Source organism: Rossellomorea sp. FS2 (assembly GCF_047915635.1).
Taxonomy (GTDB): domain Bacteria; phylum Bacillota; class Bacilli; order Bacillales; family Bacillaceae_B; genus Rossellomorea; species Rossellomorea marisflavi_A.
On sequence record NZ_JBLRVS010000004.1, the window covers coordinates 120,692 to 146,500 of the forward strand.

Below are 25,809 nucleotides of genomic sequence, written 5' to 3' on the forward strand. Positions count from 1 at the left end.
TGGCTTTTTTCAGATTCGTTGCATCTACTGGATATCGATATGTTTATCATATGTTTTCATGTACGAAATGCCTTTCACGATGAGTGATTGAGGTTCATCCTTTGTATCGAAGAGGAGGGTGCGCTCATGGATAGCCTCTCCGTCCCTTTTCGTATACTCGTCACCGGTTGTGTGGTCGAGCTTGACAGTCCCGCTTTCGGTCTTGATGCTCACTCCGTCAAGGCGCAGCCCATCCTCGCTCTCGATTGTTACGAAAGCCTGCCCATCTTTCACCCCGCTTTTCTTCACCATTACGTTCTGATCATTCACTTTAAACGTTTCAGATGCCGAGAGAGGTACGGAGATGTCCATTTTCTCCTTTGCAGGAAATGCGTTCACTACCAGTTCAAGTTTGTTCAGGTTGTGTGGGAGAGCATCGAATTCAAGTTCAATATCATTGGAAAGACCCCAGTTGGATGAGCTGCCGGACCCCTGCCACTCAAGGACTTTACCGTCTGCGACAAGCTCAATATCGTGAAGTGGATCGTTGATATCTTCATCCAGCTTCATCTTCCCTTTGATGACCGTGATGGTGGGGCTTGCCGTAATACTCTTGAACGTGATGGAGCCATTATCAAATGTCACAGTCTTATTGATCCCCTGCTTGAATTTGGTTTGCAGTGCTTGATCCGGCCGGTAGTTGAAGGTAAGTTTTTTTCCTTTCACCCATTCATCGTTTTTGTAGTGGTCAAGATGAAGGGTAAGCTCTTTGGCAAAGGCATTCGGTGGATCATATCGGATTTCACCCTTAAGTTCTGTCCGGTCTTCACTGACGACCGTCTTTGCACTGATCATATATTCTCTTGTCAAGAAGCCGGTCAGGTCACCCGGCTCCCATGTATCCCCTTCTTCCACTCCGTTGGCATTATGCAAAGTGTAATACAGGATGAATTGGTTCTCATCGACAATGACACCATCGATCGTGATCTTTTCATCCTCTCCAAGAGCATAGGTCCGGTCGATGACCTGGCCCATCCCTGCCTCGTTCAAATCATGGAGCGTACCATTCATGACGTCCTCTGCACCCACGATTTTCTTTCCGTAGTAGGCAAGGGCTGGATATTGAAACGAACCGAGGATCATAAGGACTGCAGCTGCGGCCACTGCGGCCTTCCATCCGTTCCTTTTCTTTTGCGGCCTATGGCTGAGGGCTGTGCGAAGGCGCGCTTCGAGGTCTTGTGGCGGCTGGATACTCTTCATTTTTTCTGCTTCATTTCTTAGTTTTTTATCCACTTCATTCATCTGCTGTCCCCCCAAACGTTTCCCTTAATTTCTTTAACCCCTGGAACACCCTGGATTTTGCTGTCCCCACCGACACGCCCATCACCATAGCGGCGGTTGAATAATCAAGATCCAGTATATATTTCAGTCTGATGGCCTCTGCCTGGTGCTCATTCAACTGAAGAAGCATTTCCTTGATCTCCATCTCGCGGTCGCTGTGTTCCAGTGGATTTGAGGATTCCCCCTCGTCTGCCCACTCCTCTTTCAACACGAGGCGATTTTGTTTCCGGAGCATGGTTTTACAGCCATTCACAAGAATCGTTTTGCTCCAGCTGTAAAAAGCATCCGGATCGTTGAGCTGTTCAATTTTTTCATAAACGGTGACGATCATATCTTCCATGGCATCCATGGCATCATGTTCGTTTCCGACGTATACATAGGCCAATCGATAATAGTTTTCCTTTTCTTCCATGATTAGTTGAAGGAGCGCGTCTTTGCTGCCTTTTTTCGCCTTCTTCACTGCGCTTCTGAGATTCATTTCTCCACCTCTCTTTCCTGTAAGAGTATTTGGTTGCGTGAAAAGTTCATTGTATCTTCATTTTTTTATGTAATAGCCTGTCCTGCACCGTTCCAGTGAAAAGCCGTCACGGATGACGGCTTCACCTTCTTATTCTTTGCCTTCGTGCGGAGGGCACGGGCATTTCACGACGACCAGGAACGGACCTTTTTTCAACTGTTCATCCCCTACTTCCGCTGTTGCGGTGATGGTGATGATATCCACCTTTCCTTTTGCAGGCACGATCCGGGCAGTATAGGTACCATCCGCCTTCGTAACTGCCGGATTTGGAAGGATATATTCCTCACCATGGGATGATACGACTTTAAAATAGACATTTACGCCTTCGACCGGGCGATGATCACAGAGGACCTCACCAGTGATTTCTTCCCCCTCACAGCCTACGAACAACGGGGTGCAGAGAGTCAAACGGGGATTTTTGCATCGCTCACAGCCCACAACGGTTTTGCACGTTTGGGAAATCATCCGAGACCCGATTTCGACCCTTGCCGTGTAGGTGGTGAGTTCGTACGGCCTTTCCCCAGGTACAACGGCAGACGTCCTGAAATAGCCATCCTGATTCGTGTACACTTCGGCAGGTTCAAAATCGAGAAGCGGACTGGTCAACGTTACCTTCACCCCTGCAAGTGGCTCACCTTTACAAAGGAATCTTCCCTTTATTTCGGCACGGCAGCGGATTTTCTTTACACATTCAAGTTCCAGCCTTGGATCCTCGCACTGACAATCCACCTTGATCTGTTGGGATTCAGAAGACACCCCTTCTCTTGAAACGACGGCTTCTGCCCTGATGGTGATGACCTCCGTGACGCCGGCACCTGCACGGATGCTTGCCGTGTATTCGCCCATATCATTCGTAAATGCCGGATTCGGATCCACGGTGACGGCTCCCGGGGTATCCGAGGTAACGACAAAGGTGATGGCCGCATCCCTTACCGGCACCCCATCACAGGTCAGACGGCCTGAAATCCGCTCTGCAGGACACCCGATGTATTTCGGAGTATTTAATGTAAGCTTCGGATTGCGACACTTCAAGCAAATCACTTTCACCTTGATGGTTTCGGTTATGGTCTTGCCATTCACTGTCACTCTTGCCGTTATGGTGGTCTCCGTGAGCGGTGTATTGGAAGGGACTGTCACTTCGGCAGAAAATGATCCAGTCTCATCGGTCAGCACAGGATTCGGATCGAAGTCCAGGATTGGACTGGAAAGCATCACCTCGACACCGGCGAGGGGCAGCCCCTCACATTTCACCTTCCCCCTGATTTCACCTTCGCAGTTGATCTTACACGGATCTTCGAGAATGATTTCAGGGTGTTTGCACACACATTTCACTTTGATCTTCTCATTCTCTGAAACTACCACTGTTCCGCTGACAATGGAAGAAGCCTGGATCGTCACGACTTCCTCTACACCGAGCGTGGTGGTCAAGACAGCCGTGAATCTTCCGTCCTCGTCCGTGGTGACGGGGTTCGGCGACACTGCAATCGCCCCTGCCGGTGAGGTGGTGAACGTGACGAGATTCCCCTTGAGCGGAACTCCGTCGCATGTCAACCTGCCCGTGACTTTCCCGCCGTCACAGCCGATGAACTTCGGTGCTTTCAGGGTCAGTAATGGATTCCGGCACTTTTTACAGAATACCTTGACCGTAATGGTCTCAGTTGCTCCTCCTCCTGTAGCGGTAAGGGTCGTTTCCTGAGGTTCTGTACCGAATGGGACGGTTGCCGTCGTACTGAATTCGCCATTTTCATCCGTGACAACTGGGTTGGGATCGAATGCAAGGAGAGGACTCGAGAATGTGACCTCGACACCGGCGAGCGGGAATCCTTCACATGTCAAGCGACCCGTAATCGGGGATTCACAATTGATCTTGCCGGGGTCATCAATGCTGATGACCGGATTTTTGCACTCGCAATCGACTCGGATCGTTTTGACTTCGGAGGAAATCAGCACACCTGCAATCACGGTCCTCGCCTCGATGGTGAACGTGCCCACTGTCCCAAGCTCCGGTACGATTCTTGCACGATAGGATCCATCCTCCCCGGTGATGGCCGGATCCGGTACGATTGTGACCCCTTCTTGCGGCGTCAAGATGAAGGCTATACTTGCCCCAGGGAACGGAATACCGCCGCAGGTCAGCTTACCGGTAAGCTCCGCTCCTTCACAGCCTATGACCTTTTTCGGAGTATTAAGGGTAAGCTCCGGATTACGGCAGAAGAGACATCCTGCCGTAATAATACGGCTGGTGGAGACCTCGATGCCGCTCACCACCGCTGATGCCGTTATTTCTGCTTCCTGGAATGGCGTCCCGCTTGAAACGGTCACTCTGGAAGTGAACACGCCGTTCACATCCGTTATCGGGACCTCCGGTTCAAACTGAAGGAAGGGTGGCCCTGAGAGGGTTACCGGAACATTTGGGATCGGGACGCCGTCACAAAGCACTGTGCCTGAAATGACTCCATCACAGTTGATCGTGGATACTTTTTTAATGAAAATGACCGGATTGACACACTTCACACAGCGCACGGTGAGTTGACGTGCTTCGGATACCACTTCGATTCCGCCGATCCTCGTCGATGCCACAATCGTGATCGTTTCATTGATTCCAATGAACGGAACGACCGTGGCTGAATAAGTACCGTCATTTTGGGTGATGGCAGGGTTCGGGTTTACGACGACCCGCTTTGACTGGGATGTGATGGTGAAAGTGATGGGTGCTCTTGCAATGGCGTTTCCGTCACAGATAAGTCTCCCGCTTAGAGGTGCTCCCTCGCAGCCGACAGGTCCTTCAATCGGATTCAAGGTCAGGATTGGATTGGTACATACGATGCAGTCAACCGTCACACTGATGCTGTCACTTACACTCTGACCTGCTACCACGGCAGCGGCAGTCACCACAACACCCGATGTGATCGGTGTTCCCCGCGGAACCGATACGACCGTTGAAAAACGCCCGGTTTCATCCGTGATTGGGGTGGAATCGGCAAAATTCACTATTGGAGGAGTTGCAGATAATGTTACTGCCACACCTGCAACAGGCCTAAAGTCACAAAGGACTCTTCCACTGATAACCCCATCACAACTGATGGAGCCGATCCGATCAAGCTGAATGATCGGCTCCTTGCACTCATTACCCGGATTCGGAAACAACCCTTCACAGCCTTTTGGAGGCGGGATGATTTTGCAGGGCAATGATGATGTTTCTCTCCCTTTTTTCAACATCTCAATCAGTCCTTTTCAATACACTTTCATGCATCATATGCAAAAATCAGTAGGCTGTTCTCCCGAGTTCATGACATCTGCCCGCCCTCACCGCTCCTACAGACGCGACATAGGATACATCAAAAAGCGGTGCATCCAGTATGAGCAGAAACGTTTTTATTCTTTTCTTCCTTACCATGTTGGCTACTCTCACCTTTCTCCAGAAGGATACCATCGGTCTGATCCTGTCGGGGGATGAATCCTCCCTTTCTTCCTTGAAGGAGTCTCACGGATTCAGTCTTTACGGACTTACCCTGCTCGTCATGATTATCCAGAACTCGTTTACCGTCATCCCTCTCATTCTCGTGATTTCGTTAAATGTAACGCTTTTCGGTTTTTGGCAAGGATTCCTGTGGAGCTGGATTTCGAGCATCATCGGAGCCGGAATTGTGTTTATTTCAGTCAGACAGCTGTTCCTTCGCAGCTTGTCTTCCCGCTTCCCTCCTTCACCCTATCTGAAGGAACGAGGATTCACGTATGTATTCCAAGGACGGATCATCCCGATGATTCCCACAAGCCTCGTCAATATAACGGCTGGCATAAGCGGGATCTCATTCAGGCATTTGATCACCGGGACCATCACGGGCAACTTCCTTTATTTTTTCTGCCTGTCACTTATCCCCCTAGGGGTCCTGTCCATGTCCTGGATTGAGACCGGCATGGTCACTGTTGTTCTTATCATGATCATGATTTTCTATTATAAAAAGGTTCGCGGCAGACGATGAATGGCTGCCTTGGATAAAATAGGACGAGCCTATTTATATTTTGTTATACATATAATAGAACAAATCTGTTATAATAAACATATAACAAACAGGAGGTGATCTTTTGCTGATCCATATTGAACCACACTCTATCATTCCGATCTATGCACAGGTACGGAACGGTATTCTTGAGGGCATCGTTAGGGGTGACTTGAAACCCGGGGATGCGCTGCCATCGGTCCGGTCGTTTGCGGCTGACCTGGGTGTCAATATGCACACTGTCAATAAAAGCTACCATGAATTAGAGGACAAAGGATTCATTCAGATCGTGCCCAAGTCCGGTGCCATCATCCTCAAGCCAGACGAACCGACAAAGGAACGGATCGACTTGATCGCCTCCGCCGTCCGACCGCTACTTGCGGAAGCACTGGCCACCGGAATGACGGATGAACAGGTGCAGGATATGATCAGATCCATTCAATTAAGTATCAAGGGGGAATAACCATGCAATCCATTTTATTGATAGGTATTATCGGCATCATGCTCCTTTTACAAGTGATGCTGCCATTCATCGTGAAACGCACTGTCGTATTCGGAGTCACGGTTCCTGTTGAGCACATACGTGATGCTCACTTGCTCCGCTTCAAAAAGATCTATGCGGCGGTCACTGCCATTCTATCCGTCGCCGGCATTGCCTTGTTCTTTATCATTACTGGCACAATGGACCTACCGGAGGACCGGCTCATCGCTTCAGGCATCCTGCTTCCATTCATCATCATCTTCATCTCCATGGCCCTCTATGCCTACTTCCACATGCAGGTGGTCCGGTACAAACGTGAAAGCCAATGGTTCAAAGGACGAAGACAGGTCCGTGTGTCGGAGCTTACCTCAAGGTCCAAGGATGAAATGCTCCCATGGTACTTCTTCCTGTTCCCGATCGTGATCGGGGCCGGTCTCATTGTCTTCACCATGATGAATTATCAGCTCTTCCCTGATCAACTACCGACACATTGGGGACCCAACGGAGAGCCGGATGCCTTCACAGCCAAGACCAGGATAAGCGTTCTTACCATGCCCTTTGTATTACTGCTCATGAGCGCCATGTTCCTTGCCATCCACGAACTGACACGGAACTCAGGCATCAAACTGAGCGCCGGCAACATTCCCGCATCCAAAGTCCGCCAGTTCAGGCTGAGGAAGTACTCCAGCTGGTTCTTGTTCTTCATTTCCATGGCCACGGCCATGCTATTCAGTTTTCTCCACATCAAAACGGCTTACGAAGATCTATTGAGCGGATCCCTCTTGCTTTTTGCACCACTGGCCTTCTCTGTGCTCGTCTTCCTGGGGGCTGTCTTGATGGCCGTGAAAGTTGGGAAAGCGGATTCGGATCTGGACCGTACCACCATCATCGATGAGGGTGGGGACACCGTCAATGAAGACGATGATTCACACTGGATCGGCGGCATCTTTTACTTCAACCGCGAGGACCCTTCCTTCTTGGTGGAAAAACGATTCGGTGTCGGCTGGACGGTGAACTTCGCAAGACCTGCCGGCTATCTCCTCATCCTTGCACCGATCGTCGCCATTTTATTGGTCACCCTGCTGTAGAAAAGCAGCGATAGGGTCCCAAGCAAAAAAAAGCCCCGTCCGCTTCCTGTGAAGGGTTACGTTGTGAGGGACTTTGATAAAAAACCACACAGGAATGGCCGTCCTTCTGACGTCCAAGAGGGCAATATAAATAAAGGAAAACTCGCCCAAATGTGGCGAGTTTTCCTTGTTATACTTAAAGTAAAGCAACTCCTAGTTTACGTATTTTCCCACAAAAAAGTCCCTGAATATTTTCATTCTCTCCTACCTTTCAGTCACCTTTTTTCTTAAATAATCCTCAAATGTAACTGTCCCCACATTCTGCATTGGATTCGTGTTTTTACCATCTAATAAAGCTTTGTAAAGTCCTCCTGGTAAGGAGAAGTTATAAATTCTACTCGGTTTATTGTTTATTCCTATTTTCAAATCTGCCATTTCTCTTAGTGTCATTATTTTTGGTCCTGCAAATTCAGCCGTTTTCCCTTGAGGTCCTTTATCCGTTAGATTAATTAAATGATTTGCAAATTCACCTACATCAACAGTTTGAAACTTGATGTTACCCGGAATAAAATACCCTTTTAATAATGTTTTTGATAAAAACAAAGAATCAACAAAGCTATGGAACTGAGTTGCACGAACAATTGTATAAGGGATAGGACTTTGTTTTAGCACTTCTTCTGCTTCGTATTTATACTTGTAATATTTAAATGGTATATCTTCAATACCGACAATCGATGGATAAATAAAGTGTTTTATGTGTGTGAGTTTACTTAAAAAGTTTGAGAGACCTGCTACTTCGATTTCTTTGGTTTTTTTCATTGGGCTGGTTGCTGTGTGAATGACCACATCTACATCTTTTGAGGCCTCTTCTAATCCTTGACCTGAGAGCATATCACTATAGATCCAGTCAAAATCCCCACCACATAAAGGTTTTCGTCTTGAAGTCATGATGACACTACACTTACGATCTTTAAGTTGATGAAGGACCGCTGAACCAAGTTGCCCTGTTGAGCCTGTTACTAATATCTTCAAAAATCTCCCTCCCTTTTCCATTGCTTTTATTATATTGTAGCATCTGTAAGGTTTAGACTTTTGGTAACGAACCAAATCTGGAAGTTTATAAAGATAGCAACCGGTCTGCCCAAATGATTTGATTTAGACATTCTATTTTAATTGGACGATATGTATTGTGCATTAAATAATGCAATTGGTATGCCCAAAATGATGAAGGAAGTAAGATACCTTACTATACAAGAAAAAAAGACGTGTACCCATTCACACGTCTTTTTTCATATCTATTATACAACGGTTGTAAGGATGGCGTCATGCGCTGTAACGTATTTGTATCCAAGGTCTCTCGCCACGGCTTCGTATGTGATGAATCCGTTGGCCACGTTGACTCCTTTTGCAAGGGCCATATTATCCTGGATTGCTTTTGCCACGCCTTTGTTGGCGATCTGGAGGGCATACGGGACGGTCACATTCGTCAAGGCAATCGTGGACGTACGTGGAACGGCACCCGGCATATTCGCTACGGCATAATGGACGACCCCGTGTTTTTCGTAAGTAGGATCATCATGCGTCGAGATATGATCGCATGTTTCGATGATTCCGCCCTGATCGATGGCAACATCCACGAGGACAGATCCCGGCTGCATGGACTTGACCATATCTTCTGTCACAAGCTTCGGTGCTTTTGCTCCCGGAATCAACACGGCACCGATGACAAGATCGGAATCCTTTACTGCATCTTCGATATTCAGGCGGTTCGACATCAGGGTTTGAATATCATTGCCGAAGATATCGTCGAGCTGGCGCAGGCGTTCGGCGCTCAGATCGATCAATGTCACGTCCGCTCCAAGGCCGACAGCCATTTTCGCAGCATTCGTCCCGACGACTCCGCCTCCAATGATGGTCACCTTCCCGCGTTTTACACCCGGTACTCCACTCAGCAGGATGCCTTTCCCGCCCTTTGGTTTCTCGAGGAATTGAGCACCGATCTGTGTAGCCATGCGTCCCGCTACTTCACTCATTGGAGTCAGAAGCGGCAGAGTGCGATTGACTTCCACCGTTTCATAGGCAATGGCGGTCACTTCTTTTTCAACCAGTGCCTGGGCAAGTTCCGGTTCTGCTGCGAGATGCAGGTAGGTGAACAAGATCAGACCTTTGTGGAAATACACATACTCAGAGGGAAGAGGCTCTTTCACTTTCATGACCATGGCTTTATTCCATACGTCAGCAGCAGTGGCTTCGATTTTCGCTCCCGCTTCCAGATAGGACTCGTCCGTGAAACCGCTTCCAATTCCAGCTCCAGATTCGATATATACGGAATGACCTGCCTTCACCAGGTTGAGGACACCGGCTGGTGTGATGGCTACACGGTTCTCGTTGTTTTTGATTTCTTTAGGAATTCCAATCTGCATGGCTACATCTCTCCTATAATCATTGTTTGGTTAATTCTGATTATATGGATTCTTCACAGTAATTGCATCGTGGAAAATTGAGAAAAAAAGAAGACGGGTTTGGAGAATTCCACAAACCCGTCATTTTTTCATCTGTTCAATTTTAAGATCCAGGTATAAGGTCATTTTCTGATTCGGGTCCTTCAGATCCATCTCGGTGATTTCCCCGATCCTCTTGAGGCGGTAATTCAGTGTATTGGCATGAACATGCAGGGCCTTGGAAGCCTCATTTACGTTGCAATCGTATCTCAGATACATATCGATCGTCTCAAGGAGCTGGGAATGGTGCTTCCGGTCGTACTCCATCAATTTTTCAAGATGATAATTTTGATAGCCGTCACGGATGCGCTTTTCATACAGATCATCGATGAACTGGAAGACCCCAAGCTCCTGATACGTATAGATCCCGCTTGCCTCATATTTAAATCGATCCTTGATCGACAGCACATAAAGGGCTTCTTTATAGCTTTCACGGATGCTTACGGGGGAGCGATAGAGGGTACCGGCCGCTCCTTTCAGCTCCTGGACCCCGAGTCTGCTGCTGATCTCTTCCACAAAGTCACGGACGAAATCCTTGATCTGCCTTGACGGTCCTTCATCCTGGAACGGCCTTACAAGAAGGATCAACTGGTTTTCATCGGTTGTGCTCGTGATGAGCTTAATATAGGAAGAGGCCTGGATGTAGTAGTTGACATGACGCTCCAGGGATTGCTGGATTTCCTCGGGGAATTCAAACACGACAATACCCGTGGCTCCGTTCATGGAAAGATGGTATTTATCAGCAAGGGAATCGATCTTCCCCCGATCTTTCAAATGCCCGGTCAACAGCTGCCAGAAGAAGTCCTTATGCCCCTCTTCCCCCGCCTTCTTCCGGATTTTCAACGATAACATCTGATTCTTGACGACCTTCCCTGCTTTACGGAAGAGATCCAATTCTTCTTCTGTGATATCCCACGTCACCTGTCCCCAGATGAAGCCGAGGATCTCATCGTTCTTCCATACTGATATCGCTACGCGCTTCCCGAGACCTACTTCTGCGATGGCAGGGATGATGACAGGCTCGTCGCTGTCGAATAGTTTCGGGATGACTCCATTTTTCCATAGACTTTTGATGACGTTATCGGGAACCTTCCTGCGCATGATCGTCGCCATGCGTGCCGGATCCACATCATCATCATGGGTGCTGTATGCGAGGATGCGGTGATTGGCATCTTCTATCGTAATCGGGCATCCGATTGTCTCACTAATGGCGTCAGCCAGTTCTTCTAATGATTGGAATGGTCCCTTGAAAGGGTCGAGTTGCTCTGAAAATTTGTCCATTCGTACCACTCCTTTTGCGTGCAATTCAATGATCCGTTTTTAATCATAGTAGATGTACGGTTTCCGAAGCAATGGTTTCCCGGCATTTTGAACAGTTTTTTGAAAATGAACCCTCCAGTACATTTCCATCCTTACAAACATTATCCACTCATTTGTGAAAACACACAATTGAAAACGCTTCAACTTTCATTTTTCGACAAAACGGTATCCACATTCTTGATGATACTATATATAATAAGAGTTGGAAACTCACATATTCACAGACAGCTAGAGGAGGATTCGATGTTAGACGTACTAGACAAGATCAATTCATTCTTGTGGGGAACACCAAGTTTAGTACTGTTATTCGGGACAGGCCTATTTTTGACACTGGTATTGAGAGGCATTCAGTTCCGCAGGCTATTCTATGCATTCAAACTCGCATTTACGAAAGAAAAACCGTCCGCTTCGACAGACTCATCCGAGGGGGATATCTCCAACTTCAAAACGCTGATGACCGCATTGTCGGCCACGATCGGTAACGGGAATATCGCAGGGGTGGCCACAGCCATCACGATTGGCGGACCCGGAGCCATCTTCTGGATGTGGGTCGTCGGTCTAGTGGGGATGGCCACAAAGTACGCCGAAGCCCTACTGGCCATGAAATACCGCGTAAAAAACAAAAACGGCGAATACTCCGGTGGACCGATGTACTACGTGGAAAAAGGTCTGGGACGGAAATGGAAATTTCTCGGTGTCGCCTTTGCTCTCTTCGGGGCATTTGCAGCACTCGGGATCGGCAACAGCGTCCAATCCAATACAATCGCCGATGTCATGACTTCCAGCTTTTCCATTAATCCATGGATCACCGGGATCACCCTGGCTGTATTGACAGCACTTATCATCTTCGGGGGCATACAGAGGATCTCGACCGTGGCATCCTTCTTCGTCCCGATTATGGCGTTCCTCTATATAGGAGGATCCCTGCTGATCATCTTCATCAATTACGATATGATCATCCCATCCTTCTCCCTGATCTTTGAATATGCATTCAATCCCGTTGCAGCAGCAGGTGGATTCGGAGGGGTCGTAGTGGCAGAGGCCGTGAGGAGCGGGTTCTCGAAAGGAATCTTCTCCAATGAATCCGGACTCGGAACGGCGGCCCTCATTGCCGGGAATGCCAAGACCGACCATCCGGTGAAACAGGCTCTTGTGGCCATGACCGGTACGTTCATCGTGACCATCATCGTCTGTACAATGACGGGGCTCGTCTTGCTCATCACAGGTTTCTGGGATCCGTCCGGCGGATTGCTCTCCGGTGTGGCCCACGATCCTTCCCTGGATGGCGGGGCACTGACCAGCGCCGCTTTCGGACATGCCCTCGGCACGGCTGGGGAATACATCGTATCGTTTTCCGTCGTGTTCTTCGGATTTTCCACGATTGTCGGCTGGTATATGTACGGGGAGAAATGCTTTGAATACTTGACCAACTACCGTTTCATCGTACCGTATCGCCTCGTGTATGTGATCGCAACGTTCGCCGGTGCCATTGCCAATCTGAATGTCGTATGGAAGTTCGCCGACATGGCCAATGCGCTCATGATGATCCCGAACCTCATCGCACTCATACTCCTTTACAAGGTGATATCCAGTGAAACGAAGCACTACTTCAACGAATACCTTCCCGCAACAACCAAGAAGAAGTAACCAAAAAGCCCCGTCCTTCATCCCGGACGGGGCTTTTGTTCATGCGATGATATAGTCTCGGTACCGTTCGGCATCACTTTCCCTGCATTCCACTTTCAGGATGGTGCCTTTCTCATCATATTCAGTTTCAAGGACGGTTGCCTGTTCGTTAAAATAAGAAATCAGCTGCCCCTGGTCATACGGGATGAGCATCGTGCATGTCTTATAATCGCCAAAGATCTGTTTTTTCACTTCACCCAGCAGTTCTTCGATACCGATCCTCTGCTTTGCAGAGTAAAAGACACCGCCTTGCTCCACGCGGGGGATATCCCCACCAACAAGGTCTGCTTTATTGAATGCGTACAGGATCGGTGTATCGCCGACTCCGATTTCTTCAAGCGTTTTGTCCGTCACATCCATCATCGTGTCGTGATGGGGGTCTGCCAGATCCACCACATGGATGATCAGGTCTGCTTCCACCACTTCCTCGAGCGTCGAGCGGAAAGCTTTGACAAGCTGATGGGGCAGCTTGTTGACGAAACCGACCGTATCGGTCAGCAGGAATGATTTTTGATCTGGCAGCGTAATGTTACGCACGGATGTCTCCAACGTGGCAAACAGCATATCCTTCTCGAACACCTGCTTGTCGGTGTTGTGGTGGAATCGCTCGATAAAGGCATTCATTGTCGTCGATTTGCCGGCATTTGTATAGCCTACAAGGGAAACAACGGGAATGCCGCTCTTTTTCCGCTGCTTCCGCTGTGTGCTTCTCAGTTCAACGAGGGAGTCAAGTTCCTTGCGGAGGGCCGTGATCCGGTCCTCGATGCGACGGCGGTCGAGCTCGAGCTTCGTCTCACCGGCACCACGGTTGGCAAGTCCTGAGCCTCCCCCCTGTCTGCCGAGGGACTCCCTCCGTCCAATCAGACGGGGCAGCATATACTGCAGCTGTGCAACTTCCACCTGAAGCTGTGCTTCCCTTGTCTTCGCGCGTTCAGCGAAGATGTCGAGAATGAGCATGGTCCGGTCCATCACACGGAGCTCAAGCTTCTTCTCCAGCACCCTGATTTGCGAAGGTGAAAGCTCATCATTCGAAATGATCACATCCGCTTCCCACTCTTCTATGAGGGGGCTCAGCTCATCGATCTTCCCTTTCCCTAAATAATGCACGTGATTGGGACGCTGCATATTCTGGGTGAACTCACCCACTACGTCCATATGGCGTGCTTCAGCAAGCCCCTTGAGCTCGAGCATCCCGTATTCAAAGTCATTATCACGGTCTTTTGTATTCACGCCGATGGCGATTGCTTTTAATTTTTGTTCTTCCATTCATTTCTCACTCCTTCATCGATCTTCCCTTAGGGGAGGATCTGGATCGGTCCTCTATACGAAAAAAAGCCCAGACCTCTGCCTGTGCTTTTCGTAAACGGAAAAAGGCATGGGGAAATCCGCACTTCCCCATCATGCGCCAACCGGTCGGTATTCAATTTCAATGATAAGGCTCCACGTTCGAGGCTTCCCTTATAATCGATCAGACCAATCCCATTTACCCTGCACACAGGCAGAGCATTGAACGTATTCAATTATGCGTTCCATTCGCGGATTCGTAGTCTGATCAAGATCATTTGGAAAACCTCCATTCCTATAAGTACAGTCATCTTACCATAGAAATCGCGTGAAAGAAAGGGATTCCTCCCGACAGATTACGCAATCTGTTTGCGTTCCTTTCGCCAGATCTGTAAGAAGGAAATGCCCAGGGAAATCATGAAGCCTATAGGAAATATCATCCCGATCATCATAAGCTGTGTTTCTTCCGACCAGGAAGATCTTTCGATAAAATATTGGGGTACAAATACGACAATAGGAAGTAAGATCATGATGAGCGTCTTAGACCAGATCGATATCCCGATCAGGATGAGGGCGCATATTACGAATCCAACCACTCTTCCCGTGGTACCAAACGATACGGCTGTATCTCCTATGAAAAGGTCTAAAAATACAACTGCTCCCATACCGATAAGCGGTACTCCCCCCATCATAATATAGAGCGTGAATTCCTTCTTTTTTGTTAATACTTTTCCTGCCGTATATTTAAACAGCCTTGCCACCATCCCACCATAGAGCAGGATCATGACAGGTAAACCGATGATGATGATCCATGAATAATCCATTGTTCCCTTAATCGCGTCCCCCATGACATAAAAAGCGACGGCTCCAAAGATCAAGAGAGTTGCATACTTAAGGATCCCCACCTTATCAATCGGCATCTCCTTCGCAATCTGATCCATGTACGCCTTCGGGGTCAGTCCGGTGATGTCCTCGACGCTTTTCCCGTTCTGTTCAGCTTCGTGTAGATGATCTTCCAGTTCACCCGTGATCTCCCTAATCTCTTTTTCGTTCTTCCCGCTTGTAATCAAGTAAATACTCAGCCGGTCCAGGAAGTCCCTGCTTTCCTTTGAAACATTCATTTCTTTTCCTCCTCCATCAATCGATTCACGCTCGTCGACATGTCCCTCCACCTGACCTTGAACTGTTCCAGTTCTTCCTGCCCTGCAGGGGTGAGGTGATAATATTTTCGTTTAGGCCCTCCTGAAGGCATCTCCTTCTGGACCGTTGTCACCAGCCCATCCTTTTTCATGCGCAGGAGCAACGGATAGATGCTTCCTTCCTTCACCATTGTGAAGCCGTGCTGGGCCAATTTCTCGATCATTTCATACCCATATGTTTCTCCTTTTGAGATGATCGAAAGGAGGCACCCCTCCAGTACACCCTTCAATAATTGGCTCGATGACATATCGTCCTCCTTTCTCCCTCAACTATTTTGCTTTACAACATAGTTGAGGAAAAAGAATGCAACGCAAACTAGGTTGCATTACAAAGTAGTTGTAGTTTATCAAATGTTTCCATTATTAGCAATGCAGTTTTTATTTAATCACAAAAAGAGATTGGGACAAAACAAAAAAGGTCATGACGAACAATCAGTATGGCTTCTTTATACCGCTCATGATTTCCGTGCAAGACTTCGCTTTCCGCGGGTAGCCCGTGAGCCTCCTCGGCAAGCCTGCGGGGTCTCACATCAGCTACTCTTCCCGCTGGAGTCTTCGTCTTGCACTCCAATCAACCGCTAGGATCAAGTAAATAGTAATGGTCATGAAACAAATCAAAAACCCGAACTATCTCAGGCAAGATAGTTCGGGTTTTACTATGACTAAAACACTCTTGTCCCAGCCTCTTTTGATGATGGATCTTATTCAGTTCCCTTCTTCCATTCATCTTGTTCGATCAGCATCTTCCCTGGCCAGGTGTACGCCATGATGCCTCCGTCGGCCTTGATGTCTTCTCCCGTGACATATGAGCTGTCATCAGATGCTAGGAACAGGGCTACCGTCGCCATTTCTGTCGGGCGACCGAGGCGACCCATCGGGGTGATCCACTTATTGGCTTCGCGGAACTTTTCACCCATATCATCCTCTTTCCCACCGACAAGGATATCGATGAGAGGGGTTTCGATCGTGCCCGGAGAAACGGAATTCACCCGGATGCCGTGGCGTGCATAGTCGATGGCCATTGCTTTGGTAAAGTTGATGATGCCTCCCTTGGCGGCATTATATCCTGAGCGATCAAGGTCCGCTGCGTGTCCAGACATGGATCCGTTATTGATGATGGATCCGCCTTTCTCGAGCATGAGGGGGATCAGGTATTTGCTGACAAGGAATGTCCCGCGTAGATCAACGGCAATGATCTTATCGAATAGCTCTACAGGATATTCGTGGACCTTCCCGCCCTGCTCATCGACTCCGGCGTTATTGAAGAGCACATCGATCGTGCCATACTTCTCTTTCAAATGGGATGCAAACGCTTTGACGCCTTCCTCGCTGGACACATCAAGATGATACGCCTCTGCCTGTCCACCTTCTTTCCGGATATTCTCTGCGGTTTTAATCACCTGTTTTTCATCTACATCGGCAAGGATGACTCTGGCCCCCTCTGCAGCAAATACATTTGCCGTGGCTTCGCCGATGCCGGTTGCAGCTCCTGTGATGATGGATACTTTGTTGTCTAATCTTCCCATGATTCTGAATCCTCCTGTTCGATTGGTTGTCTAATGGGAGTTTTCCCGATTTGTGAAGAAGTAAACATAAGGATGTTTCCTACCCTACAGGCACTGATATTGTAACCGGTTCATCTTCTCTATTACATCCGCGTACCCCATCCTAGAAAAACGAAAACCAGATGAAGCAGGTCAATCACCACATCCACGCAGATTTTCATGAGCATGAGCTCCTCACCCTTTCCATTCATTTCCTAACATTAGTAGCCATCCCCTTCTTCCCCTGCTATAATCAGTGCATATTGAGTAAAGGCGGGATGAGATTGAAAGAAGCCATCATTTCCATCGTAGAAGTGATCAATAACTTCCACGACATCGTTATTGAAGTCACAGATGGCCTGGGATTGAACCTGACCGACAAAGATTTGCATTTCTGGGTGATGGGCATCATCGGGATGCTCGTATTCTTTTTTGTCTATGCCGTATCCAAAGTAGCGGCAAAGATGCCGTTTGGGATCGCAGGCCTCTCTTTTATGTACACCCTTACCTTCATGTTCGTCCTTGTCTTCGCCATCGAGATCCAGCAGGCGATCACCCAGCGGGGGAACATGGAATTCGCCGATGCCATCATCGGCCTATGGGGATTCCTCGCATTCTTTCTGATCTATGCGGCCATTATAGGTATCTTCCTTGTTGTCCGGTCCTTTTTCAAAAAGCCGCCCAAAAAGAAAAGAAGCCCTGGCCGAACGACCAGGTCCTCTCACTAGCATCCTATGACACAGCACAGTCTGTTCTTCAGCGTATTACGCAAAATGGAGCAAGGTGTCCATGATGTAATGTACCAAAGGATCAACAGGACCATGGCAAGTGCAAAGTCTGCGCAGCCTTGTATCAAATGAATCTCCCCCTTTCTTACTCCTATCATATGCACGGAATACTAGAGGGTATAAGCTAGATTACTAGATTCAAGAAAATAGGCTGTACAAAAGTGAACACCGTCCCTTCGTGGAGCGGTGTTCATTTGTTTAATTCATCACCCATTTATCCTTCAGGAACATGATGCGACCGATGATGAAGATGACCACGACGACGATCAGGTTCGTACCGATCATCATGGATAGGTGGACGGGGTCGACAACCCCGTAGATCAGTTCCTTCAGGATGCTGAACATATTCAGGATCGGGATGAGGAAGTGATGGGCAGCAAGTTCGTTGACGCTGACTCCGGAAATGAACAAACTTGGGAATACGGCCAGCATCATCACTGGAGTACTATAGCTCTGAGCCTCTTTGATTGTTTTCCCCGCGATACTCGTCAGCATCAAGATCGATGCGTTAAACATGGCGTACACGACAGCCACTACCAACGCAAGCCCTACGATGAGCGGAAGCTGATCCCCGAAGGAAATGCCTTTCCTCAAGTTTTCAGTAAAGAATGCAATTTCCACGGTCACCACGAGCAATGTGATCATCCCTGTAATGAGCCCCAGTGATGAGATGGTCAACCATTTCGCCCATAGAAGAGTAGAACGCTTCACCGGCGTGATCAGGAGGGCTTCCATTGTTTTCTTTTCTTTTTCACCGGCAAACAGATCAGCTGATACAGGTCCCGCCCCTATTCCAATGGCAAGGGCCATCATCATCGGGATGATCAGGGCAATGAGGAAAAGCCCGGTATCTTCTTCAGACAACTCCTGCTGGGTCATCGTGAAGGGTTGGATCGTCGATTCATCCAAGCCTTCACTCTTCAATCTTTCTGCCGTGACAGATTTTTCATAGCCTGATAGATAGGCAGTCACTTTGCTCATCAAGAGGCTGGAGTTTTCACTCATGGAATCACCCACGATGGTGACTGTTGCTTCTTCCCCTCTCTGGACACTCCCCATGAAATCGTTGCTGAAAACGACAGCTGCAAGGGCATCTCCATCTTTAACACTGCTTTCAGGATCTTCGACTTTGGCCACATCGATACTCTTATCTCCCTGGAACAAGGCCAATTGCTCGTCTGATACATCCTTGCTCACTGCAAGTGTGTAGGAATCTCCCTCACTGTCAGACATCATCCCCTCATAGATGAAAGTCAATGCCGTCATCATGAGAATAGGCAAAAGCACCGTTAACAGTAGCGTACGTCGATCCCTGAACGCATCCTTCATTTCCTTTTTAAAGATATTAAGAAGCATGGTACTCATCTCCCCTCACAAGCTTGCTCATAAAGATAAAGTTCAGATCGCGGCTGTTTTCTTGCGCGTAGAGGTCTTCCAACTGTCCATGATAGACGAGTTCGCCTTTATGGACCATCGCCACCTTGTCGCACAGCATCGTGACTTCCTCCATGATATGACTCGAGAATATGATCGTCTTCCCATCCCGCTTCAGCTGATGGACAAGCTGACGGAACACATTGGAAGATGTGATATCAAGCCCCGTCGTCGGTTCATCGAAAAGGATGATCTCCGGGTCATGGATCAGGGTGCGGGCAATCGCCACCTTCTGGCGCATACCCTTCGAGAACCCGCCGACTTTCCGCCCAAGATAGTCCCTCATGCCGAACATCCTGGCGAGTTCGTCGATCCTTATCTTCGTGTCATGCTTGCTCATCCCGTACAGGCTCGCGAAGTACTCAAGATTTTCCTTCGCCGTCAGGCGGTCATACAAACCGGTCTCACCGCCAAAGAGCACGCCGATTTTCCGCTTGATCTGATCCGGATTCTTGACCGTATCGTAGCCCCCCACCTTCACGCTGCCATCGGTCGGCTCCAGAAGGGTCGCAATCGTGCGGAGGAGGGTCGTCTTGCCGGCGCCGTTCTCCCCGAGCAATCCGACCGTATCCCCTTTCCCGATGGTAAAGCTCACATGCTTCAGTGCCGTGATGGATTTTTTCTTATCCTGGAATTTCTTTGTGACCTCATTGATTTCAATCATCTTCACCGCTCCTTGTTTGGTTTCTTGTATTTATCTTACTAGGGAAAGCGCAGGCCGTCTCCGGAGTGGTCGCGAATGTTCCTTTTTCTGTCGTGAAAATGCCATAACCCCTCTTGAAAATGGTAAAATGGTCAGAGAAACCCAAATGAAAGGCGATTGCTATGAAAATTGGTCTTGTTGACGATCGGGTCATCGATCTTGATAAACTTCAGGTCATCGTATCAGGTGTGGAGGGTGCAGACATCGTCTTCTCCACCACGTCGGCCGAAGAAGCCTATGAACAAATTAAAAAAGAAACGGTGGATCTACTGATCTGCGATATTGAAATGCCTCATCTATCAGGCTATGAACTTGCGGATATCATCCACTCCCATGCCCTTAGCATTGCCGTCATCTTCGTAACGGCCAACAGCGGATATGCCGTCCACGCCTTCGAACTGAATGTGCACGACTACATCATGAAACCCTATTCCAAGGAGCGCCTTCAGCAATCGGTACAGCGGCTCATGGAAAAGTCCAAATCCGCCGAGATGACGGGCAGGCTGTACTTGAAACAAAAGAACAACATCCATATTGTCCAGAAGAAGGACATCATCTTCATCGAGCGTTCCGGACGTTCCACCACCATATACACAAGGAACGAACAGATCAAAACGTATCTCACCCTCAATGAACTGGAAGGAGAACTAAGGGAGCGCGATTTTATCCGGTCTCACCGATCCTTCATCATCAACATCCATTACGTGAAGAACTTTTCGTTGTATGCGAAGAATTCATATGTGATCACTTTTGAAGGCATTGAAGAACAGGCCATGATCACCAAGGAAAAAGTCGACTTCCTGCAAGAGCATTATTTTTAAGAGGTGTACGCATATTGACAAAACCATTCATTCACCGGGGTATCATCATCGTCTTGGGATTCATCCATCTCCACGGGATCCTCACGGGCTACCACTGGATCGTTTCTTATCTATTACCTGCGTTCTTGGTCATGGGGGTGATGTACGCCATCTCCCGCAAAACCCCTCTCCATTCAATGGGTAACCGCTGGGATGGGATGTTCTATCTCCTGCAGCTTTTCCTGATTATCCCTTCTCTCATGGGGACGGCCTTGATCACAGGAATTCTCCTTCTACTTGTCTTTATAGGATTGGAGTGGCTTCGCACGGATTTATCAGTAAAGCTTTCCATCATGATTATCGAGAAACAACACTTTGAAACAGAAAGACTACATTTGAATGAGACGTTCCGGATCGTCAGGAGCGAGCGGCATGATTTCCTGAAGCATGTCTCAGCCCTCCACTTCATGCTCGACCACGACCAGCATTCCGAAGCAAAGATGTACCTGAATGACCTAGTGGACGGATATGAAGAAACCAACCTCTCCATCAAGGGAGAACGCGGGAGCATCGCGGGCATCCTCCATCAGATGTATCGTGATGCCACCAAGGCAGGGCTCAGCATGGTGTATGATACGGACCTCCCTCTTTCGACGATGCCGATGACGGATAAAAAGCTGGTGATGCTCTTAGGGAACCTCCTCTCCAATAGCATCGATGCCGCAGCTGAATGGCAGGAGGAAACCGGTGAAAAAGGAACCATCACCATGCAATTTTCCAAACGGAGTGGCCTTTATATCTTGAAGGTCGTCAATCCTAGCCTCAAGATTCCAGGGCCGGTCCTGGATAAGCTGTATCAAACCCACGGGATCACCACGAAATCCGGAGAGCACCAGGGATTAGGGTCCGCCATGATCATGGAAATTGTGAATGAGTACGGAGGCTACCTTGATTTCATCCACAAAGATCAGCACTTCGAAGTAAAGCTTAAATTCCCCGCCATCCACTAAAAAGGAAGGAGACTGTGTCTTCTTCCTTTTTTGCATTTTCCTGATTCATGAAATTCTATATAAGAATGGTTTCCATACAGTGAATCCTGAATGACCCCCAACTTCCTGCCCAATTTTGACCAAAACGTCATATATTATGGGTCCAATGCTTGATTGAGTTCATCCCTCCAAAGGGTATACACTATAACGTAATGAACATCGTATTCATCGAAGTTCATGCAGAATCAACTACTGAAATGGGGTGCATTTTTTGACCGCCACTGTTACAAAACGACAAAGCATTATCCACGGGGCACTGAAAACCTTCGCAGAAAGAGGATTCGCTGCCACTACCATTCCAATGGTCGCAACAGAAGCAGGAGTGGGAGCAGGGACGATTTATCGTTATTTCGAGAATAAAGAAGTTCTCGGCAATCATCTCTTCCAAGAGAATGTCACCCGCTTCACCGATGCATTGCGGACGGATTACCCGTATTCGTCATCGATCCGGGAGCAATTTCACCATATCTTCAGCTCCATGATTTCGTTTACGACCTGTAATCCTCATGCTCTTTATTTCATCAAGATGCATAGCAGTGCCCATTTCCTGAACCAGGACAGCCATGATTGCTTTGATGAGCTCACCAAGCTTCTCGGGCAATTTTTTGAATCGGGAAAAACGATGATGGAGCTGAAGCCTCTGCCATCTCCCGTGCTATTCTCCATCATCTATGGAGCATTCCTTGAGCTTCAGAGAATCGTGGAAACGGGCGATATCCAACCCGATGCTTCCCTTCTGAAAGATGTGGAAGAAAGCTTATGGAACGCCATCCAATTAATCAAACCGCAAGCGGAATGAATATTCATTCCGTCATAAAATCACTGAAAGAGGTGCCATGACCACATGACTCAAACAACTATTTATCCTCTCGCACGAACCTATGGACCACTCGGCAGCATGCCGCTCATCGACCGTGAAAAGCCGGTCCAGTCATTTATCAAACTCGCACAGGAACTCGGTCCGATCTATCAATTCCAATTCCCGGGACACAAGAGCACATTTGTATCGGGAGCCGAATTCGCCAAAGCCATTTGTAATGAAAAACAATTCGATAAAAAAGTCGGCCCCGCCCTTCAAAAAGTGCGCGCATTCGGTGGTGATGGACTGTTCACAAGCGAAACGACAGAGGTGAACTGGAAAAAGGCCCATAACATCCTCCTACCCAGTTTCAGCCAGCAGGCCATGAAAGGCTATCATGCCAAAATGGTCGACATCGCGTCCCAACTCATCCAGAAATGGGCGCGCTTGAATCCGGGGGAGGCTGTTGATATTCCAGAGGATATGACCCGCCTGACCCTTGATACGATCGGACTGTGCGGCTTCAACTTCCGCTTTAACAGTTTTTACCGTGAAGATTCACATCCATTCGTCGATTCCATGGTGCGCGCACTGGATGAAGCAATGAATCAGAATCAGCGTCTCGGCATCCAGGATAAACTGATGATCAAGAATAAACGTCAGTTCAAGGAAGATATCGAGTATATGTTCTCCATAGTCGACAACCTGATCGCAGAACGGAAGGAGAACGGAGATCAAGGAGAAGACGATCTTCTTTCTCATATGCTGAAAGGTGTCGATCCAGAGACAGGTGAAGCACTCAGTGACGAGAACATCCGCTTCCAGATCATCACCTTCCTGATTGCAGGGCATGAAACAACCAGCGGACTGCTCTCCTTCACTCTGTACTATCTGATGAAGCATCCAGAGGTGCTAAAGAAAGCCCAGAAGGAAGTAGAAAGCGTCGTAGGCGATGGGATACCAGATTACAAACAGGTGAAACAACTGAAGTACGTAAGGATGATCCTGAACGAATCACTCAGGTTATGGCCGACCGCTCCGGCCTTCACACTTTATGCGAAGGAAGATACATCCCTTCCAGGCGGGTATTCCGTAGCCGCAGGGGATGAGTTCACGATCCTGTCCCCACAACTTCATCGCGACGCCTCCGTATGGGGCGACGACGTGGAATCCTTCATCCCAGAACGATTCGAGAATCCTTCCGAGGTGCCGCATCATGCGTTCAAGCCGTTCGGAAACGGACAGCGCGCGTGCATCGGGCAACAATTCGCCATGCACGAGGCCGTATTGGTACTCGGTATGGTCATCCAGCACTTCGATTTCATCGAGGACGCAGACTATAAGCTTTCCATCAAGGAAGCATTGACCCTGAAGCCTGATGGGCTGACCATGCAAGTGAAGCCTCGCAAAGGAGCCGTGTCCTTGGCTGCAGCACCCGCCACAGCTACAGATGAGAAAAAGGAAGACGACTCACAAGTGATCGACTCACACGGTACTCCCCTTCTTGTCCTGTATGGATCGAATATGGGAACGGCCGAAGGAATTGCCATGGAGCTTGCCGAGAAAGGCCGCCGCTTCGGATTCGATGTAGAGACTGCTCCGCTTAATGAATACAGCAACGGCCTCCCTCACCAAGGTGCCGTACTCATCGCATCTGCCTCATATAACGGGAATGCCCCGGATAATGCAGACGAATTCGTTTCTTGGCTGGAAACCTCACCTGCCATCGGAGATGTACACTTTTCCGTATTCGGGTGCGGGGATAAAAACTGGGCCAATACGTATCAGCGCATCCCATTCCTGATCGATGAGAAACTTGCAGAAGGCGGTGGGATCAGACTGACCAGCCCTGGATTCGGAGACGCAAGCGATGACTTCGAAGGTCAATATGACTCCTGGAAAGAAGACATTTGGCCGGCTCTAGCCGATGCATTCGACCTTGATCTCCCAAGTGAGCAAACAGCGGATACAAGCATCGAGCTTGAATATGTGAGCCACGTCAGTCACACGCCGATCGCCCGTGCCCACCATGCATTCACTGCCGTAATCAGCGAAAATCGCGAGTTGCTTCATAAAGATAGCGGCCGAAGCACACGTCATATCGAAGTCAGTCTCCCAGAGGGAATCAGCTATCGTGAAGGAGACCATATCGGAGTCCTTCCGGAAAATCCACCTGAATTGATCGAACGGGTCCTTGAACGATTTGCGTTAAACGGAGATGATTATGTTCAGCTGAATGCCGAGAGCGGAACAACCTCCCATCTTCCATCTGGCATGCCAGTGAAGATCTCCGAGTTGCTTGCCAACCATGTGGAAATGCAAGAACCTGCAACACGCGCACAAATCCGTGCAGTTGCTGCCACAACGGTTTGTCCTCCCCATGTTGTGGAACTGGAGGCATTACTCGAAGATTCAACTTACAGGGATGAAGTATTGACAAAACGCTTCACCATGCTAGAACTCGTGGAAGCCTACATGGCATGCGAAATTCCATTCGGACAATTCTTGTCACTACTGCCTGCATTGAAACCGAGATACTACTCGATTTCAAGTGCTCCATCCCATCAGGAAGGAAAAGCGAGTCTCACTGTCAGCGTCGTCCGCGGTGCCGCATGGAGTGGAAAAGGGGAGTACGCTGGAATTGCGTCCAACTACCTTGCCAATCGAACTTCAGGTGACAAAATCGCCTGCTTCATCCATACACCACAATCGAACTTCCAGCTTCCAGAGCAAAGCGAAGCACCGATCGTCATGGTGGGACCAGGAACGGGCATCGCCCCATTCCGAGGATTCATCCAGGAAAGACGCCATCGCAAGGAAAACGGAGAAACATTGGGTCAGGCACACCTCTACTTCGGATGCCGCAACCCGCAACATGATTTCCTTTACGAAGACGAACTGCGTAAAGCCGAAAAAGAAGGCCTCGTCACCCTTCACACTGCCTTCTCCCGATGCCCGGGTGAAGACAAACGCTACGTCCAGCATGCACTCGCCGACAATGCCGACGTCATCCTCCCACTGCTGAAAGAAAGTGGACACCTTTACATCTGCGGAGACGGAAGCAAGATGGCACCCGACGTGGAAACCACCCTGCAACAGCACTACCAAACGTTGTACCAAACCACCCAGCAAGAAGCCATCGACTGGCTTCAAACCCTCGAAAAAGAAGGACGCTATGGTAAAGACGTCTGGGCAGGTGCGTAAACATATTGAAAGAGAAGCAGGCCGCATGGCCGCTTCTCTTTTTTTGTTGTGCCTGGCACCTTTTCCCCTTTTTGTGGCTGGCACCTTTTCCCCTTTTTGTGGCTGGCACCTT

21 protein-coding genes are annotated in these 25,809 nt (G+C 48.7%); 9 read left to right on the forward strand and 12 right to left on the reverse strand.

Translation table 11 applies throughout. The features are described from left to right. Positions 1-24: 24 nt before the first annotated feature. The 3 genes from ACNA6I_RS11245 to ACNA6I_RS11255 form a co-directional block, all read right to left on the reverse strand. Positions 25-1,281, reverse strand: a complete 1,257-nt coding sequence (locus tag ACNA6I_RS11245) for a DUF4179 domain-containing protein (RefSeq protein ID WP_416313307.1) — start codon at positions 1,279-1,281, stop codon at positions 25-27. Further along, positions 1,274-1,798 carry an RNA polymerase sigma factor gene (locus ACNA6I_RS11250; protein WP_148795863.1) on the reverse strand — a complete coding sequence of 175 codons (525 nt, stop codon included), beginning with the start codon at positions 1,796-1,798 and terminating at the stop codon, positions 1,274-1,276. Before ACNA6I_RS11250 ends, ACNA6I_RS11245 begins: the two co-directional genes overlap by 8 nt. A gap of 129 nt (positions 1,799-1,927) precedes the next feature. Continuing rightward, entirely contained in the window at positions 1,928-5,056 is a 3,129-nt protein-coding gene (locus tag ACNA6I_RS11255; protein WP_416313308.1) for a hypothetical protein, read from the reverse strand. 140 nt (positions 5,057-5,196) lie between these two features. On the opposite strand from ACNA6I_RS11255, the gene ACNA6I_RS11260 reads away from it, so the two are divergent. The 3 genes from ACNA6I_RS11260 (at position 5,197) to ACNA6I_RS11270 (ending at position 7,407) form a co-directional block, all read left to right on the forward strand. Beyond that, positions 5,197-5,820, forward strand: coding sequence for a TVP38/TMEM64 family protein (locus ACNA6I_RS11260; protein ID WP_053072218.1), 624 nt, complete (start codon positions 5,197-5,199; stop codon positions 5,818-5,820). Positions 5,821-5,923: 103 nt separating this feature from the next. After that, positions 5,924-6,301, forward strand: a complete 378-nt coding sequence (locus tag ACNA6I_RS11265; protein ID WP_048005065.1) for a GntR family transcriptional regulator — start codon at positions 5,924-5,926, stop codon at positions 6,299-6,301. A 2-nt stretch (positions 6,302-6,303) separates the two neighbouring features. Beyond that, complete coding sequence (locus ACNA6I_RS11270; RefSeq protein WP_416313309.1) at positions 6,304-7,407, forward strand: DUF1648 domain-containing protein; 1,104 nt, start codon at positions 6,304-6,306, stop codon at positions 7,405-7,407. Positions 7,408-7,650: 243 nt separating this feature from the next. On the opposite strand, the gene ACNA6I_RS11275 is transcribed toward ACNA6I_RS11270, so the two are convergent. From ACNA6I_RS11275 to ACNA6I_RS11285, 3 genes are all read right to left on the reverse strand, one after another. Continuing rightward, positions 7,651-8,418: an SDR family oxidoreductase gene (locus ACNA6I_RS11275; protein WP_367259366.1), complete on the reverse strand. Its 768-nt coding sequence runs from the start codon at positions 8,416-8,418 to the stop codon at positions 7,651-7,653. Positions 8,419-8,684: 266 nt separating this feature from the next. Beyond that, positions 8,685-9,809, reverse strand: coding sequence for an alanine dehydrogenase (ald, locus tag ACNA6I_RS11280; protein ID WP_048005068.1), 1,125 nt, complete (start codon positions 9,807-9,809; stop codon positions 8,685-8,687). Positions 9,810-9,929: 120 nt separating this feature from the next. Beyond that, positions 9,930-11,168: a PucR family transcriptional regulator gene (locus ACNA6I_RS11285; protein ID WP_416313310.1), complete on the reverse strand. Its 1,239-nt coding sequence runs from the start codon at positions 11,166-11,168 to the stop codon at positions 9,930-9,932. Positions 11,169-11,450: 282 nt separating this feature from the next. On the opposite strand from ACNA6I_RS11285, the gene ACNA6I_RS11290 reads away from it, so the two are divergent. After that, the gene (locus ACNA6I_RS11290) at positions 11,451-12,854 is read left to right on the forward strand and encodes an alanine/glycine:cation symporter family protein (protein ID WP_048005070.1); all 1,404 of its coding nucleotides are present in this window, start codon (positions 11,451-11,453) and stop codon (positions 12,852-12,854) included. A gap of 39 nt (positions 12,855-12,893) precedes the next feature. On the opposite strand, the gene hflX is transcribed toward ACNA6I_RS11290, so the two are convergent. The 4 genes from hflX to ACNA6I_RS11310 form a co-directional block, all read right to left on the reverse strand. Beyond that, entirely contained in the window at positions 12,894-14,159 is a 1,266-nt protein-coding gene (gene hflX, locus ACNA6I_RS11295; protein ID WP_416313311.1) for a GTPase HflX, read from the reverse strand. A gap of 374 nt (positions 14,160-14,533) precedes the next feature. Continuing rightward, positions 14,534-15,298: an HAAS domain-containing protein gene (locus ACNA6I_RS11300; protein WP_048012566.1), complete on the reverse strand. Its 765-nt coding sequence runs from the start codon at positions 15,296-15,298 to the stop codon at positions 14,534-14,536. Beyond that, complete coding sequence (locus tag ACNA6I_RS11305) at positions 15,295-15,624, reverse strand: PadR family transcriptional regulator (RefSeq protein WP_048012567.1); 330 nt, start codon at positions 15,622-15,624, stop codon at positions 15,295-15,297. The genes ACNA6I_RS11300 and ACNA6I_RS11305 overlap by 4 nt, the downstream gene beginning before the upstream one ends. 453 nt (positions 15,625-16,077) lie before the next feature. After that, positions 16,078-16,902, reverse strand: coding sequence for an SDR family oxidoreductase (locus ACNA6I_RS11310; RefSeq protein WP_416313312.1), 825 nt, complete (start codon positions 16,900-16,902; stop codon positions 16,078-16,080). Between the two features lie 161 nt (positions 16,903-17,063). Between ACNA6I_RS11310 and ACNA6I_RS11315 the strand changes: the two genes are divergently transcribed. Further along, the gene (locus tag ACNA6I_RS11315) at positions 17,064-17,648 is read left to right on the forward strand and encodes a hypothetical protein (RefSeq protein WP_231578723.1); all 585 of its coding nucleotides are present in this window, start codon (positions 17,064-17,066) and stop codon (positions 17,646-17,648) included. A gap of 258 nt (positions 17,649-17,906) precedes the next feature. Here the strand turns inward: ACNA6I_RS11315 and ACNA6I_RS11320 are convergent, their stop codons facing one another. Beyond that, positions 17,907-19,064 carry an ABC transporter permease gene (locus ACNA6I_RS11320; protein WP_416313313.1) on the reverse strand — a complete coding sequence of 386 codons (1,158 nt, stop codon included), beginning with the start codon at positions 19,062-19,064 and terminating at the stop codon, positions 17,907-17,909. Beyond that, positions 19,054-19,806, reverse strand: a complete 753-nt coding sequence (locus ACNA6I_RS11325; protein WP_048005076.1) for an ATP-binding cassette domain-containing protein — start codon at positions 19,804-19,806, stop codon at positions 19,054-19,056. Before ACNA6I_RS11325 ends, ACNA6I_RS11320 begins: the two co-directional genes overlap by 11 nt. A gap of 161 nt (positions 19,807-19,967) precedes the next feature. Here ACNA6I_RS11325 and ACNA6I_RS11330 point away from each other — a divergent pair, with 161 nt between their 5' ends. The 4 genes from ACNA6I_RS11330 (at position 19,968) to ACNA6I_RS11345 (ending at position 25,697) form a co-directional block, all read left to right on the forward strand. Next, entirely contained in the window at positions 19,968-20,666 is a 699-nt protein-coding gene (locus tag ACNA6I_RS11330) for a LytR/AlgR family response regulator transcription factor (protein ID WP_048005077.1), read from the forward strand. Positions 20,667-20,680: 14 nt separating this feature from the next. Then, positions 20,681-21,655 (forward strand): sensor histidine kinase, encoded by a 975-nt coding sequence (locus ACNA6I_RS11335; RefSeq protein WP_416313314.1) that lies wholly within the window; start codon positions 20,681-20,683, stop codon positions 21,653-21,655. Between the two features lie 241 nt (positions 21,656-21,896). Beyond that, positions 21,897-22,493 (forward strand): TetR/AcrR family transcriptional regulator, encoded by a 597-nt coding sequence (locus tag ACNA6I_RS11340; RefSeq protein ID WP_416313315.1) that lies wholly within the window; start codon positions 21,897-21,899, stop codon positions 22,491-22,493. Between the two features lie 45 nt (positions 22,494-22,538). Next, entirely contained in the window at positions 22,539-25,697 is a 3,159-nt protein-coding gene (locus ACNA6I_RS11345; RefSeq protein ID WP_416313316.1) for a bifunctional cytochrome P450/NADPH--P450 reductase, read from the forward strand. Positions 25,698-25,809 lie beyond the last annotated feature (112 nt).

Excerpts from the sequence above, each read along its gene's own strand:
- ACNA6I_RS11345 (WP_416313316.1), top strand. The coding sequence starts at position 22,539 with ATGACTCAAACAACTATTTATCCTCTCGCACGAACCTATGGACCACTC.
- hflX (WP_416313311.1), bottom strand. The coding sequence starts at position 14,159 with ATGGAAGAACAAAAATTAAAAGCAATCGCCATCGGCGTGAATACAAAA.
- ACNA6I_RS11285 (WP_416313310.1), bottom strand. The coding sequence starts at position 11,168 with ATGGACAAATTTTCAGAGCAACTCGACCCTTTCAAGGGACCATTCCAA.
- ACNA6I_RS11250 (WP_148795863.1), bottom strand. The coding sequence starts at position 1,798 with ATGAATCTCAGAAGCGCAGTGAAGAAGGCGAAAAAAGGCAGCAAAGAC.
- ACNA6I_RS11245 (WP_416313307.1), bottom strand. The coding sequence starts at position 1,281 with ATGAATGAAGTGGATAAAAAACTAAGAAATGAAGCAGAAAAAATGAAG.
- ACNA6I_RS11325 (WP_048005076.1), bottom strand. The coding sequence starts at position 19,806 with ATGATTGAAATCAATGAGGTCACAAAGAAATTCCAGGATAAGAAAAAA.
- ACNA6I_RS11300 (WP_048012566.1), bottom strand. The coding sequence starts at position 15,298 with ATGAATGTTTCAAAGGAAAGCAGGGACTTCCTGGACCGGCTGAGTATT.
- ACNA6I_RS11320 (WP_416313313.1), bottom strand. The coding sequence starts at position 19,064 with ATGCTTCTTAATATCTTTAAAAAGGAAATGAAGGATGCGTTCAGGGAT.
- ACNA6I_RS11255 (WP_416313308.1), bottom strand. The coding sequence starts at position 5,056 with ATGTTGAAAAAAGGGAGAGAAACATCATCATTGCCCTGCAAAATCATC.
- ald (WP_048005068.1), bottom strand. The coding sequence starts at position 9,809 with ATGCAGATTGGAATTCCTAAAGAAATCAAAAACAACGAGAACCGTGTA.
- ACNA6I_RS11290 (WP_048005070.1), top strand. The coding sequence starts at position 11,451 with ATGTTAGACGTACTAGACAAGATCAATTCATTCTTGTGGGGAACACCA.
- ACNA6I_RS11270 (WP_416313309.1), top strand. The coding sequence starts at position 6,304 with ATGCAATCCATTTTATTGATAGGTATTATCGGCATCATGCTCCTTTTA.
- ACNA6I_RS11330 (WP_048005077.1), top strand. The coding sequence starts at position 19,968 with ATGAAAATTGGTCTTGTTGACGATCGGGTCATCGATCTTGATAAACTT.
- ACNA6I_RS11260 (WP_053072218.1), top strand. The coding sequence starts at position 5,197 with ATGAGCAGAAACGTTTTTATTCTTTTCTTCCTTACCATGTTGGCTACT.
- ACNA6I_RS11310 (WP_416313312.1), bottom strand. The coding sequence starts at position 16,902 with ATGGGAAGATTAGACAACAAAGTATCCATCATCACAGGAGCTGCAACC.
- ACNA6I_RS11315 (WP_231578723.1), top strand. The coding sequence starts at position 17,064 with ATGAAGCAGGTCAATCACCACATCCACGCAGATTTTCATGAGCATGAG.
- ACNA6I_RS11305 (WP_048012567.1), bottom strand. The coding sequence starts at position 15,624 with ATGTCATCGAGCCAATTATTGAAGGGTGTACTGGAGGGGTGCCTCCTT.